Annotated in this window: 10 protein-coding genes; 2 read left to right on the plus strand and 8 right to left on the minus strand. The window is 52.9% G+C overall.

Annotation, left to right across the window (positions count from 1 at the left end; all coding sequences use genetic code 11):
- Positions 1–9 precede the first annotated feature (9 nt).
- The 3 genes from uvrB to FLS37_RS06530 all read right to left on the minus strand — a co-directional run bounded on the left by uvrB (position 10) and on the right by FLS37_RS06530 (position 3,538).
- A complete protein-coding gene (gene uvrB, locus FLS37_RS06520; RefSeq protein ID WP_157315181.1) occupies positions 10–2,028 on the minus strand; it encodes an excinuclease ABC subunit UvrB in 2,019 nt (672 codons plus the stop codon).
- Between the two features lie 271 nt (positions 2,029–2,299).
- A complete protein-coding gene (locus FLS37_RS06525) occupies positions 2,300–2,662 on the minus strand; it encodes a hypothetical protein (protein ID WP_198314514.1) in 363 nt (120 codons plus the stop codon).
- Between the two features lie 189 nt (positions 2,663–2,851).
- Positions 2,852–3,538, minus strand: a complete 687-nt coding sequence (locus tag FLS37_RS06530; protein WP_157315185.1) for an NUDIX domain-containing protein — start codon at positions 3,536–3,538, stop codon at positions 2,852–2,854.
- Between the two features lie 267 nt (positions 3,539–3,805).
- On the opposite strand from FLS37_RS06530, the gene prs reads away from it, so the two are divergent.
- Both prs and FLS37_RS06540 read left to right on the plus strand, forming a co-directional pair.
- Positions 3,806–4,666 carry a ribose-phosphate diphosphokinase gene (gene prs / locus FLS37_RS06535; RefSeq protein ID WP_198314515.1) on the plus strand — a complete coding sequence of 287 codons (861 nt, stop codon included), beginning with the start codon at positions 3,806–3,808 and terminating at the stop codon, positions 4,664–4,666.
- The gene (locus FLS37_RS06540) at positions 4,663–6,132 is read left to right on the plus strand and encodes a nicotinate phosphoribosyltransferase (protein ID WP_157315189.1); all 1,470 of its coding nucleotides are present in this window, start codon (positions 4,663–4,665) and stop codon (positions 6,130–6,132) included. Before prs ends, FLS37_RS06540 begins: the two co-directional genes overlap by 4 nt.
- Positions 6,133–6,346: 214 nt before the next feature.
- On the opposite strand, the gene acs is transcribed toward FLS37_RS06540, so the two are convergent.
- The 5 genes from acs to FLS37_RS06565 all read right to left on the minus strand — a co-directional run bounded on the left by acs (position 6,347) and on the right by FLS37_RS06565 (position 13,237).
- Positions 6,347–8,317: an acetate--CoA ligase gene (gene acs / locus FLS37_RS06545; protein WP_157315191.1), complete on the minus strand. Its 1,971-nt coding sequence runs from the start codon at positions 8,315–8,317 to the stop codon at positions 6,347–6,349.
- Positions 8,318–8,460: 143 nt separating this feature from the next.
- Positions 8,461–9,108 carry a 3'-5' exonuclease gene (locus FLS37_RS06550; RefSeq protein WP_157315193.1) on the minus strand — a complete coding sequence of 216 codons (648 nt, stop codon included), beginning with the start codon at positions 9,106–9,108 and terminating at the stop codon, positions 8,461–8,463.
- On the minus strand, positions 9,105–10,904 hold the full coding sequence (locus tag FLS37_RS06555; RefSeq protein WP_157315195.1) for a putative nucleotidyltransferase substrate binding domain-containing protein: 1,800 nt from the start codon (positions 10,902–10,904) through the stop codon (positions 9,105–9,107). The genes FLS37_RS06550 and FLS37_RS06555 overlap by 4 nt, the downstream gene beginning before the upstream one ends.
- A 207-nt stretch (positions 10,905–11,111) precedes the next feature.
- On the minus strand, positions 11,112–12,932 hold the full coding sequence (locus FLS37_RS06560; RefSeq protein ID WP_157315197.1) for a cation acetate symporter: 1,821 nt from the start codon (positions 12,930–12,932) through the stop codon (positions 11,112–11,114).
- The gene (locus tag FLS37_RS06565; protein WP_157315199.1) at positions 12,929–13,237 is read right to left on the minus strand and encodes a DUF485 domain-containing protein; all 309 of its coding nucleotides are present in this window, start codon (positions 13,235–13,237) and stop codon (positions 12,929–12,931) included. Before FLS37_RS06565 ends, FLS37_RS06560 begins: the two co-directional genes overlap by 4 nt.
- Between the last annotated feature and the right edge of the window lie 85 nt (positions 13,238–13,322).

A 13,322-nucleotide genomic window follows, 5' to 3' on the forward strand; every position in this document is an offset into this window, starting at 1 on the left:
GCTATACCCCTATTCATGCCCGAATGCCCGTTCGCGCAATTGTTTGAGTTCGTCGCGTAGCTGTGCGGCGCGTTCAAACTCCAGATTTTGCGCCGCATTCATCATTTCTTTTTCGATACGCTTGAGCTCTTTCGCCAAAGTTTTCTGATCCATCTCGGCCACAATGCGCTGCTTTTTCTCCTCCAAGCGCGCTGCAGTCGCTTCTTCGGCGTTGTACACGCCGTCGATAATGTCCTTGATGCGTTTAACTACGCCGCGTGGCGTGATGTTGTTGGCCAAGTTAAACGCGATTTGTTTGTCGCGGCGGCGCTGCGTTTCGCCAATCGCTTTTTCCATCGAATTGGTAATGCGGTCGGCGTACAAAATCGCCTTGCCGTTTAGATTACGCGCCGCGCGACCGATGGTTTGAATCAGACTGCGCTCGCTGCGCAAGAAGCCTTCCTTATCCGCATCCAAAATTGCCACCAGCGATACTTCTGGAATATCCAAACCTTCGCGCAATAAGTTAATCCCGATCAGCACGTCAAACACGCCAAGGCGCAAATCGCGCAGAATTTCGACGCGCTCGACGGTATCAATATCCGAGTGCAAATAGCGCACTTTGATGCCGTGCTCGGCCAGATAATCGGTGAGCTGCTCGGACATCTTTTTGGTTAAAGTCGTGACCAAAACGCGCTCGCCAACGTCGGTGCGCAGTTTAATTTCGGACAGCAAATCATCCACCTGCGTACCCACCGGGCGCACTTCGATAATCGGGTCAACCAGGCCAGTCGGGCGCACCACTTGCTCGACCACTTGGCCTTGATGCTGTGCTTCGTAGTCCGCAGGCGTGGCCGAGACGAAAATCGTTTGCGGCATGAGCCGCTCGAATTCTTCGAATTTCAGCGGGCGGTTGTCCATTGCGGAGGGCAGGCGGAAACCGTAATCGACGAGGTTTTCTTTGCGCGAACGATCGCCCTTATACATCGCGCCGACTTGGCCTATCATCACGTGGCTTTCGTCCAAAATCATCAGCGCGTCTTTCGGGATGTAATCGAGCAGCGTCGGCGGCGCTTCGCCGGCCGGTTTGCCGGAAAAATGCCGCGAGTAGTTTTCAATGCCTTTGCAAAAACCCATCTCGGTTAGCATTTCCAGATCAAAACGCGTGCGCTGCTCCAAGCGTTGCGCCTCAACCAGTTTTTGCTCTTTGTAATAAAATGCCAGTCGGTCGCGCAGCTCGTCTTTGATCGTTTCAATCGCGCGCATGACGGTATCTCGCGGCGTGACATAGTGGCTGCTAGGGAAGATCGTATACCTACCCACCCTATTTTTAACGTGGCCGGTCAGCGGGTCGAACAGACTGATACGCTCGATCTCATCGTCAAACATCGACACGCGGACCGCCAGCTCGGCCGATTCGGCGGGGAAAATATCGATCACATCGCCGCGTACGCGAAACGTGCCGCGCGAAAAATCGAGCTCGTTTCTATCGTACTGCATCGTCGTGAGGCGCTTGATAATGTCGCGCTGGCCTATGGTTTCGCCTTCGGCCAAATGCAAAATCATCGCGTGATACGAGCTCGGGTCGCCAATACCGTAAATCGCCGACACGGTCGCGACGATAATGCAATCGCGCCGCTCGAGCATCGCCTTGGTCGCGCTTAAACGCATTTGCTCGATGTGCTCGTTAATCGCCGAGTCTTTTTCAATAAATAAATCGCGGCTCGGCACATAGGCTTCGGGCTGGTAGTAATCGTAATAACTGACGAAATACTCGACCGCGTTATTGGGGAAAAACTCGCGCATCTCGGCATACAGCTGCGCCGCCAACGTTTTATTCGGCGCCATAATAATCGCCGGCCGCCCAGTGCGCGCGATGACGTTCGCCATTGTGTACGTTTTGCCCGAACCCGTTACGCCGAGCAAAGTCTGGTATTTCAAACCATCGTCCAAGCCTTCAATCAGCTGCGCAATCGCAGTCGGCTGGTCCCCAGCGGGCGGGAAGGGCTGGAATAGGTGGTAGGGCGAGTCTGGAAAGTCAACAAACATGGCGGCCGCACGGTGAAAAGGGCAATCGCATATTGTCGGCGTAACTGGGTTTGCGTTCAAGTATGTTGAACGTTTGTACTATAAACGCTGCAAAGTGAATGCGAGTTGCTACGCTGAGTCGCATGAAGCCAGTGCTTCGTCATTTAGCGATTTAGCCGCTTGTAATTTTGAACTTTTCCAATGTTTGAGGGGCAGCTGGCGACCCAAAGCAGAACATTACCAACAAGGAAACAGTCGCCTATGTCGGCAGTATGTTGATGTGGAGTGGTAGTTATTTACGAAATACAAGTTCGACCATATCTGCGCAGACCAGCTTTAATATGCCACCAGCAACAAACTCTATCTCAATCTCAACCACAGCTGCCTCATCGTTTCCATGAGTAACGAAAGCCATGTCATAGTTGGGTCTCGAATTCACATTAACAGACCCTATGATATTGAGTCGGTCAATCTTGAACTCACTAATTTCATAGACAGAAGCCAGAATAAGGCAATTTGGTAGCGGTTCAATATTTTTATTCCAAACCTCATCAAGCGATAATCCTATATGCACAGCACCATTTCCAAAGATAAAAATGGAGTCGAGGGATGAATCGTGCAACTCAATTTTTTCAAGTGCTTCAGATACAGTCATAACCATTAGTCAATTACCTATTTTTGTTTTTGTGGGCGGCAGCTTCTGGCCGATTGCGGCTCATCGCATAGTTTAAGCCATTGCCTATTTCCAAGCTGCTTCTTCTGTAGGAACGTGGCTGAATTGCTCAGAGTGGTGACGATTCCCTTAAAATTGCTGCTGCTGATCTGATCAAAACTGCTTATCGATCTACTCGTCTTTTGCCATTAAATTCCGCTCAAAATTCACCAAATCTGCCCCTGCTTTAATTGAATACAGTTGCGCCAAGCGCCCACCTGAGCTTGTTTTTTCGTCTAAAGCGGTGAACATTTCGCTCGCTTCAATGCGCCGCATCAGGCTTTTGCGCTGAATCGGTTTTTCAATGATGGTTTCGATGACTTGCTGCAATTGGGCGATGGTAAAGCGCTCGGGCAGGCAGAAGGCGGGGATCATTGAATACAGCGTTTTTTGCTGTAGCCGCGCTTGCGCCAAGGCGATGATCTGCGCGTGATCGAATGCGAGTGGGTGCAGGCTTAAATCTTTCACATCGATCCATTGGGCGATTTTCACGCTATCGATTCGCGCTTTAACTGGCGCATGCGCCACGAGGGCGTAGTAAGCCAGTGTGACACTGTAGCCGCGCGGGTCGCGCTCGGCACCCGAAATGACCTGAAGCTGCTCCAGATATTGCGGTGTAAAGCCGGTTTTGTCGCGCAATTTGCGGTGCGCGGTTTCATCGGTGTTGGCATCCTGTTCAATATCGATAAACCCGCCCGGCAATGCCCATTGGCCTAGAAAAGGCGCTTTCGCGCGTTTAACCAATAGCACTTTGAGCGTGTTGTCCTGCACGGTAAACAGCACGCTATCAACGGTAAACAGCGGATTTTTATACGACATAGCTCGGATATCTTGTTAGTGTCTGAGAGACATTTTAAGCAATAAATCGGCTGAGGCCAATGTGTCACTTAGCCTGAGTTGTAGGGCTGAGCGAAGTGGCATTCATCACGCAGCGAAAGTGAAAAATAAAAATTCGTTGACATAGTGTCTCTGTGACACTAATATCAAGTCATCGCAAGAGATTGCTTGTTTCGAAAGTAAGTGAAAGCCATTGCTGGCGTTTGTTGGTGAATGTGCTTACGCTGTGCGAACGAAAAGGAGGTGGTGATGAGTGACCGTTTGTTATCCAGTTATGATTTACCCGCACCCGCTGCGCAGGGTGAGGCTTTAAAACTGTTTCAATTTGGCAGTGGTGAGCAACATGTGCAGCTATTGCAACAGAGCGCCAGTCACGTGCAGATACGTTTTCGCTACCGTGGTGATGCGTCGATCATGCAGCTTTTACTGCTCACCGATGCGCTAAAACGCCAAGGCGCTAGCGCAATTGATTTGCTGATTCCGTACTTTCCCGCTGCGCGGCAAGACCGGGTGTGTAATGACGGTGAGGCCTTATCGGTGAAGGTGTACGCCGATTTGATCAACCAGCAAGCGTATCGCCAAGTCACTTTGTTCGACCCGCACAGCGATGTGGTCGTGGCCTTGCTTGATCGGGCGCAGGTCGTAAAAAACTACGCGCTGGTGGAGCAGGTCGTTGGCCAGCTTGGCAGCGATGTAGTGCTGGTGTCACCTGATGCGGGCGCGAATAAAAAGGTGTTTGCGCTGGCAAGCTACTTGAGTGGCATGCCGGTCATTCGCGCCGACAAGATACGCGATGTACGCAACGGCGCGATTATCGATACCGAGGTGTTTTGTGATGATTTATCCGGCAAAACCGCGCTGATTGTCGACGATATTTGCGCCGGTGGCCGCACCTTTATTGAGCTGGCGAAAAAGCTAAAGCAAAAAAACTGCGCGCGCATTGTGCTGGCGGTATCGCACTTTGAAGGCACGGCCAATTTGCAATTGCTGGCAGACAGCGGCATTGATGCGGTGTTCAGCACTAATAGTATCAACGATTTAAGCAGTGATGACTTTTTAACGATTTTCGATATTTGGTCAGTGATGCCCAGTTTAGGAGAGCAAAAATGAGACTCAACCCAGTGACCGCGATCGATGGTTATAAAGTCGATCACCGCCGTCAGTATCCGGATAACACCGAAATCATTTTCAGCAACCTCACCGCGCGCACCACGCGCCGTGATTACACCGATGAAATGGTGTTTTTTGGCCTGCAGCACTTTGCAAAAGATTTTCTGATCGAGAGCTGGAATAAAGATTTTTTCCAGCAACCCAAAGATGAAGTGATTCGCCGCTTTGCGCGCCGGATTAATAATTATCTGGGCCCGAATAATGTCGGCACGCAGCACATTGCCGACCTGCACGACTTGGGCTACTTGCCGATCAAGATTATGGCCTTGCCCGAAGGCACGGTTTACCCAGTGCGCGTGCCGTGCTTGGTGATTTACAACACCGACGAGCGTTTTTTCTGGCTAACTAATTATCTGGAAACGATTCTATCGACCAATATCTGGGGTATGTGCACCAGTGCCACTACAGCACACGAGTACAAGAAGATACTCACCCAATATGCCTTGGAAACCGACGGCAGCACCGAGTTTGTAAATTGGCAGGGCCACGATTTTAGTTTTCGCGGCATGTTTGGCGCCGAAGCGGCGATGATGAGCGGCGCAGCGCACTTGCTCAGTTTCACCGGCACCGACACGATTCCGGCGATTGATTTTCTGGAAGACTACTACGGCGCCAATAGCGATCTGGAGCTGGTCGGTGGCAGCGTGGCGGCGACCGAGCACTCGGTGATGTGTGCGGGCGGCATGGATAACGAGCTAGAAACTTTCCGTCGCTTGATCGAAGACATTTACCCAGCTGGGATTGTCAGTATCGTGAGCGATTCTTGGGATTTCTGGCAGGTAATGACCGACTTTACCGTGCGCCTGAAAGACAAAATCTTGGCGCGCAACGGCAAAGTGGTGTTCCGCCCCGATTCGGGCGACCCAGTCAAAGTGATTTGCGGCGATGCGGATGCGCCCGTCGGTAGCCCTGAATACAAAGGCGCAGTGGAGTGCCTGTGGGACGTGTTTGGCGGCAGCACGAGCAGTAAAGGTTATAAATTACTCGATGCGCACGTTGGAGTGATTTATGGCGATTCGATCACGTTTGAGCGGGCGCGGGCGATTTGCGCTGGCTTAAAAGCCAAAGGCTTTGCCTCGACCAATATCGTGTTTGGTATCGGTAGCTATACCTACCAATACGTGACGCGTGATACCGATGGTTTTGCGGTGAAAGCAACATTTGCCAAAGTGGCGGGCCAAGATCGTGAGATCTTCAAAGCACCAAAAACCGGCGACGGCACCAAAAATTCAGCCAAGGGCTTGGTGGCAGTGTACAAAAATGCTGAAGGTAAGCTGTATCTGAAAGATCAAGCCACTTGGGATGAAGTGAATCAGTGCGAATTTATCCCAGTGTTTGAAAATGGCCGCTTGCTCAATGAAACCACGCTGGCTCAAGTGCGTGCCCGACTGGCGGCGACATTGTAAGTTGATCCATGCTGGACAATGCAAAAGCCCTGCTTTTCAGGGCTTTTTGTTGGGTATAGCCTTGTAGGTAAGATTCTAATTGGGTTGTGGCAATATACATGATGGTGTATTTCAATTAGGCAAAAAAATACCCGCCATCCTGAGGATGGCGGGTAAAGATACTGTGGTTTAACAGTACAAGCGTAATTGTGGTGCGGCTTGATTCGCGTACCGATTAGATTGCGGATTGACGCAATTGCTCCAGAATCGCCGGGTTTTCCAAAGTAGAAGTATCCGCAGTGATTTCCAGGCCTTTAGCGATGTCACGCAACAGGCGACGCATGATCTTGCCTGAGCGAGTTTTTGGCAGATTGTCGCCAAAACGGATCTCGTCTGGCTGTGCGATCTTACCGATTTCGTGCGCTACCCATTCACGCAGCTCTTTGGCGATGCGTTTGGCTTCATCGCCTTCTGGGCGCGCGCCTTTCAGTACCACGTAGGCAACAACTGATTCGCCTTTGATATCGTGTGGTTTACCCACGACAGCGGCTTCAGCAACCAGTGGGTTGGCGACCAGCGCAGACTCGATTTCCATCGTGCCAAGGCGGTGGCCTGATACGTTTAATACGTCGTCGATCCGGCCCATGATCCAGATGTAGCCATTCTCGTCGCGGTGCGCAGAGTCGCCAGCCAGATACAATTTGCCGTTGTAGTCGTCCGGGAAGTAGGTTTTCTTGAAGCGATCTGCATCGCCCCAGATATTGCGTACCATTGATGGCCAAGGTTTGCTCACCACGAGGAAGCCGCCTTTGCCCAGATCAACTTGCGCGCCAGATTCATCCACGATGTCGGCCATAATGCCTGGGATTGGCAAGGTGCAAGAGCCTGGTTTGGTCGCAACTGCGCCTGGCAGTGGGGCGATCATATTGCAGCCCGTTTCAGTTTGCCACCAAGTATCCACGATTGGGCAACGGCTGCCACCGACTACTTCGTAGTACCACATCCAAGCTTCTGGGTTGATCGGCTCACCCACGGTGCCCAATAGGCGCAGGGACGACAGATCATATTTCTTCGGCAAATCGCCACCGAGTTTGATCAATGAACGGATCGCAGTTGGCGCGGTGTAGAACGTGGTGACTTCGTGTTTTTCAATCATTTGCCAGAAGCGTGATGCATCCGGGTATGTTGGTACGCCTTCAAATACGACTTGTGTTGCACCAATGCCCAGCGGGCCGTAGGCGATGTAAGAGTGGCCAGTAATCCAGCCCACGTCGGCCGTGCACCAGTACACATCTGATTCTTTGTAATCGAATACCCATTTCATCGTCACTTGCGTGCCGAGCAGATAGCCCGCTGATGAGTGCTGGATGCCTTTTGGCTTACCGGTAGAGCCTGAGGTGTAGAGAATGAACAGTGGGTGTTCAGCTTCAACCCATTCTGGCTCGCACGTGTCGGCCTGATCTTTCACCAGCTTGTGCCACCAGATATTGCGCTCTTCGTTCCAGTGTTCTGGCTTAGTGCTAGTGCGTTGGAACACCACTACTTTTGATACTGACTCGCAACCACCCAAGCCCAAGGCTTCGTCGGTGATTGATTTCAGTGGCGTCGCTTTGCCGCCACGCACTGTTTCATTGGCCGTGATCACCACTTTGGCTTGTGCATCCTGAATACGATCGCGCAGCGCGCCGGCAGAGAAGCCGCCGAATACCACCGAGTGAATCGCACCGATACGCGCACACGCTTGCATCGCCACTACGGCTTCAATCGTGTGTGGCATGTAGATCACCACGCGATCGCCTTTGCTCACGCCCAAAGATTTCAGGCCATTGGCAAACTGACACACGCGGTGGTACAGCTCGCGGTAGGTGATGCGGGTGACCGAGCCGTCGTCGGCTTCGAAAATAATTGCTACTTTATTGGCTTTGGTTTCCAGATGGCGGTCGATACAGTTGTATGACACATTCATCACGCCATCTTCAAACCATTTGTAGAACGGCGCGTTATCGCTGTTCAGAATCTTGGTGAAGGGTTTTTTCCAGTCGAGCATGGACTTGGCCAGATCGCCCCAGAAGCCTTCATAGTCGTTGTTCGCTTTTTCGCACAGCGCGTTGTAGCCTTCCATGCCGGAAACGGTGGCGTTGACGCGGAAATCATCCGATGGCGGAAATGAACGGGTTTCTTTCAAAACAGAATCGATACCACTCATGCTGTGTACTCCTGCAAGCCAAGTTGAAAAACAGTTGGTGAAAATTGGTACCATGACTGTATGCCCGCGCCAAAATCAAAGCTAATTGTCTTTTCTGATGTGGCAAATCAATCTGGCTGATGCGAGGTGTAAGTGCCTGTAAATTAAGTCATATTAGGGTTTTTACTTAGCTTTAGGAAGATCATCGCGGCCATCAGCGCGTCATTCAGTGGGTCGTGCCGTGCCAGCGCGGGCAGATCCAGTGTGTGCAAAATCCGCTCCAGCCGCAGATCCACTTCCGGGTTATAGGCGCTCACCATGCGGTCGTAATACAGGCCGGAGACATCAATGGCGCGGTTGGGCAAGGCCATTCCCAGCCATGGTTTGAGCTGGCGATTGATCACTGCCAGATCAAATTCGAGGTAGTAGCCAATGATCGGGCGCGAACCGATAAAGTGCAGCAGCTGGCTTAGCGCATCTTCCATCGCCAGCCCTTGCGCCACGTCCTGTGCGCGCAAGCCGTGGATGGGAATGCTTTTAGGATCGAGCACGCCGCTGGGCTTGATCAATAGCGATAAAGCATTCGACAGGACAATCCGTCTGCCCGAGATGCGTACGGCGGCGATGCTGATGATTTCGGCATTTCTGGGGTCAAGGCTGCTGGTTTCGCAATCGATGCTGACCCACTCCTGTGCCGGTTCGCTGGCCAATAGAAAATCAAATTCGGCTTTGAGTAGCCGGGATCTGAGCCAGCGTTGCCGCCAGTAGCGTAGCGAAAGCGGGCTTGGTGCCGGGATTGGGCGCTGGCTCATAACTGATCCAGTTTGAAATGGTGGCGCAGCAAGGTACGAAATTGCTTAACAACGCCGAGGGCGTCTTTGAGTAGCTCGCGCTCCAGCGCTGTCAGTTGCGTCGGGTCGATCAGGTTCACTGCCTGCCGCCCGGCGGCTTGCGCCTGCAGACCGTATTTAAGCTGCAAGCCTTGCAAAAAGCTCAGGGTTTCAGCCAGATCCTGAGCAAGCGAATGGCTGATCACTGTGCCGCCACTTAACGCGGCCAGCCGCAGATAGCTATTGCGAGGCTCGATGCCAGCCTCCAGCGCCAGGCTGCGCAAGCCATGCGTGATCGGAAAAATCCCACCTTTTTTCAAGTCCAGCAGGTGATCGTCGGCATGGGTTAGCAGGCGGGAGAACAGCCCTAGCGGGCTGGGAAACTGCTCTATTGCACGTGCAAAATGCGCCATAAAGGAGGTATTGCCATCTAGCCAGCGTTTTAAATGACTTTGCAGCTCATACAGTAGGGTCGTATTTCCGGTGACTGCTGTGCCGTCGATCCAGATAGCCAGTTGCATCAATTGTTCGCTATCTGGGGAATAAGTCCAGGCGTCAATTTGCTGCTTAAAGCCGCTGACACTGAGCCGCCATGCCGGATTGCTGATCATGATCTGGCCGGGGCAGGGCGGGTAGCCCAATGCAAGCAAGGTGGCGTTAAATTGCGCACACACGCTGGTCAGCTCGGGGTGCTCATAGCCATCGGCAATAATCAGCGCATTATCCTGATCGGTGCGCAAAATCTGCTCGCCGCGTCCTTCCGAGCCCAGCGCGAGCAGGCAGACCTGCTCCAGCATTCCTGCCGGTGCCAGCAGGGCAAATAGTTTGGCGAGCAGCTTTTGCCGCAGTTCGCCAATCAGCTCGGCAATCAGTGTTACTTTCATGCCGCTGTGCTGCAATAGCTGGATCAAGGGGGTGAATCGCGCTGAAACCTGCTTGAGTTCGTCGATGCTGCTGGCGCGTTCGATCTGCACGCCAAGGCTGTGCGGATTGTTGGCCAGGCAAGCGAGCAGATCCAGCTGCTCAAGTACGCCGCTGATTTCGCCATTTTGGGCGATCAGGACCCGGTGAATGCCGTTGCGCATCATCAGGATCATGGCCTGATGCAGGGTGGCATCCGGCTCAACCGTATGTAGCCTGAAGCTGGCATGATCGGCTGCGCGTGTAGTTGCTGGTACAAGCCCCTGACTGACCAGCTGGCATAAATCGCTCTGGGTGAAAATACCGCAGCCTTGTGCCGTTTGGATCAGCACCGAGCTAACGTGTCTGGCCTGCAGCATTTGTGCAGCATCGAGCACGCTGGCGTCGGCTGGCAGATAAAACACCGGGCTGGCGCAGGCGTCGCGCACGCGCGTTAGCATCAGCGTGGCCTGACTGAGCTGGTGCGGGCTGGGCGACAATTCGGCCATCCGGCGCGCAACATCCTGATAAAAATAGGCGGCAAAAGTGGTATTGCGCTGGCTCAGTTGCAAAATGGCTTCGCGCGGAATGCACCACAGCAGCGTATCTTCGCGGGCGCTGAAAGCGTGGGCGCAGCGGCCTTCCAGCAGCGCTTTGCCATCAAATAATTCGTGTTCGGCAATCGGCACATCGTGATCAACTCCGCCTGTCACCAGCCCTTTCATTACCACGTACAGCGCCAGCATCGGGCTGCCCGCCTCGATGATCGTGCTGCCTGCGGCATGATATTCAATATCAATCTGCCGGATTAGCTCGCTGCGTTCAACCGGCGTGAGGGCATCGAAAGGTGGGTGGGAAAAATCAAACGCGCCTGGCATCGCCAACTCCTGCGGTGAAGTGAAGCAAGACAACACATAAAGAAGCGCCCCAGCGTGAATCACGAATGGGGCGCAGGTTTTATTGCAGGGTATATCGTTGTCAGTGCTTCAGCCAAAAGTTTTCATGCAAGGCGTCAAGCCGCAGGCAGTACAAGTAGTATGACAAGGCGCGACAACGAAGCAAGAAAACTATTGCCTTTCTACTGATTAGTGTTCTGATGCGCCTTCTGCGCCAATACCCGTCATAGACCGGATAAACTGCGCTTTGAATTTGCCACGTTCCAGCTGAGCCTGGGCGCTGTTGTCTGTTACCGAGAACAACCAGGTAAAGAAGAACGCTGCGGTCATCGAGAATAGTGCCGGGTTTTTATAGGCAAACAACTCGGAGCCTTTGGCATGACCCAGTACATCCACCCACACTGTTGGCCCCAGAATAATCAGCACTACCGCAGAAATCAGGCCAATTGCGCCACCCCATACTGCGCCACGGGTGGTCAGATTTTTCCAGAACATCGACAGGATCAGCACCGGGAAGTTGGCCGACGCTGCAATCGAGAAGGCCAGACCGACCATAAAGGCGATATTCTGTTTCTCGAAAATAATACCGAGCAGCATAGCGACGATGCCCAATGCAACGGTGGTCATTTTCGATACGCGAATCTCGTCGGCTTCATTGGCTTTGCCTTTCTTGATGACCGAAGCGTATAGATCGTGCGATACCGCCGAAGCGCCCGAAAGCGTCAAGCCAGCCACGACCGCCAGAATAGTGGCAAAGGCTACCGCAGAGATAAAGCCCAGGAACAAGTCGCCGCCTACTGCGGCCGACAAATGCACCGCTGCCATATTCGAGCCGCCAATCAGCGCGCCAGTGGCATCCTTGAACGCCGGATTGGTCGCAACCAGCACGATGGCGCCAAAGCCGATGATAAAGGTCAGGATGTAGAAGTAACCAATAAAGCCGGTGGCGTAGAACACCGATTTACGTGCTTCTTTGGCGTCCGATACGGTAAAGAAACGCATCAGGATGTGCGGCAGACCTGCCGTACCAAACATCAGCGCCAAACCGAGCGAAATGGCATCAATCGGGTTGGAAACCAGACCACCCGGCGCCATGATGTCCGATTTGGCCGCTTTGGCGGCGTTCTCGGCTGCGGTGGCTGCTGAGGCGAGCGCGGCTGAAGCGTCAGGCGCATTGGTGGCAACTGCAACTGCTGCCGCTTCCGAGGCTACCGCCGCTTTGGCTGCCAGCGCCTGAGCACCGGCCTGTTTAACTTCGACCGCTTGCTGGAATAGCGTTTCAAAGCTGAACCCGGCGTGCTTCATCACCATAAAGGCCATGAATGAAGCGCCAGACAGCAGCAGAATGGCCTTGATAATCTGCACCCATGTCGTCGCCAGCATACCGCCGAAGGTGACGTACAGAATCATCAGAATGCCGACCAGAATCACGGCGTAGGTGTAATCCAGACCGAACAGCAGCTGGATCAGCTTGCCCGCGCCCACCATCTGGGCGATCAGGTACAGCGCTACCACGACCAGCGTGCCGGTTGCAGCAAAAACGCGCACCGGTGTTTGCGACAGGCGATATGAGGCCACATCGGCAAAGGTGTATTTACCCAGGTTACGCAGGCGTTCGGCAACCATAAAGGTAATCACCGGCCAGCCGACCAGAAAGCCGATTGAATAAATCAGGCCATCGTAACCGGTGGTGAAGACCATCGCCGAAATGCCGAGGAAAGACGCTGCCGACATATAGTCACCAGCAATCGCCAGGCCATTCTGAAAGCCGGTAATACCGCCACCAGCAGCATAAAAGTCTTTGGCCGAGCGCGTACGGCGCGCTGCCCAATACGTAATACCCAGTGTGAAGGCCACAAAAGCCAGAAACATCACAATCGCGTGAACATTCAGGCTGCGTTTTTCTACTGCACCTTCAATGGCACCCGCAGCCCAGCTTGGCATGCTGCTCATCAGCATGACTGCGGCAAATGTGCCCGCCAAACCTAATTTTTGGAGTAATGATTTCATTTTTTAGCGTCCTCAACGACTTCACGGGTCAGTTGGTCAAATTCGGTATTGGCGCGGCGCACATAAATACCGGTGAGGACAAAGGCCGAGATAATGACAAAAATGCCAACCGGGATGCCCCAAGTGGTGACGCCATTGCCAATCGGGGTGCCCAGTGTTGCAGGTGAAAAAGCGATGAGTAGAATAAAGCCGTAGTAAATCACCAGCATCGCGATGGTCAGCATCCAGGAAAACCTGGCGCGAGTGGCCACGAGGGCGTGAAATTTCGGATTATTCTGGACGCGTTCAATCATTGAATCATGCATGCGTACTCTCCTGTTGATTTGAATTTCTATATGCGGCTTTGTTCTAGCCCCTTTAATTTTTGTGAATACTGCCTAGCAAATCTAA

The organism is Chitinibacter sp. GC72 (assembly GCF_009760905.1).
Classification (GTDB): Bacteria; Pseudomonadota; Gammaproteobacteria; order Burkholderiales; family Chitinibacteraceae; genus Chitinibacter.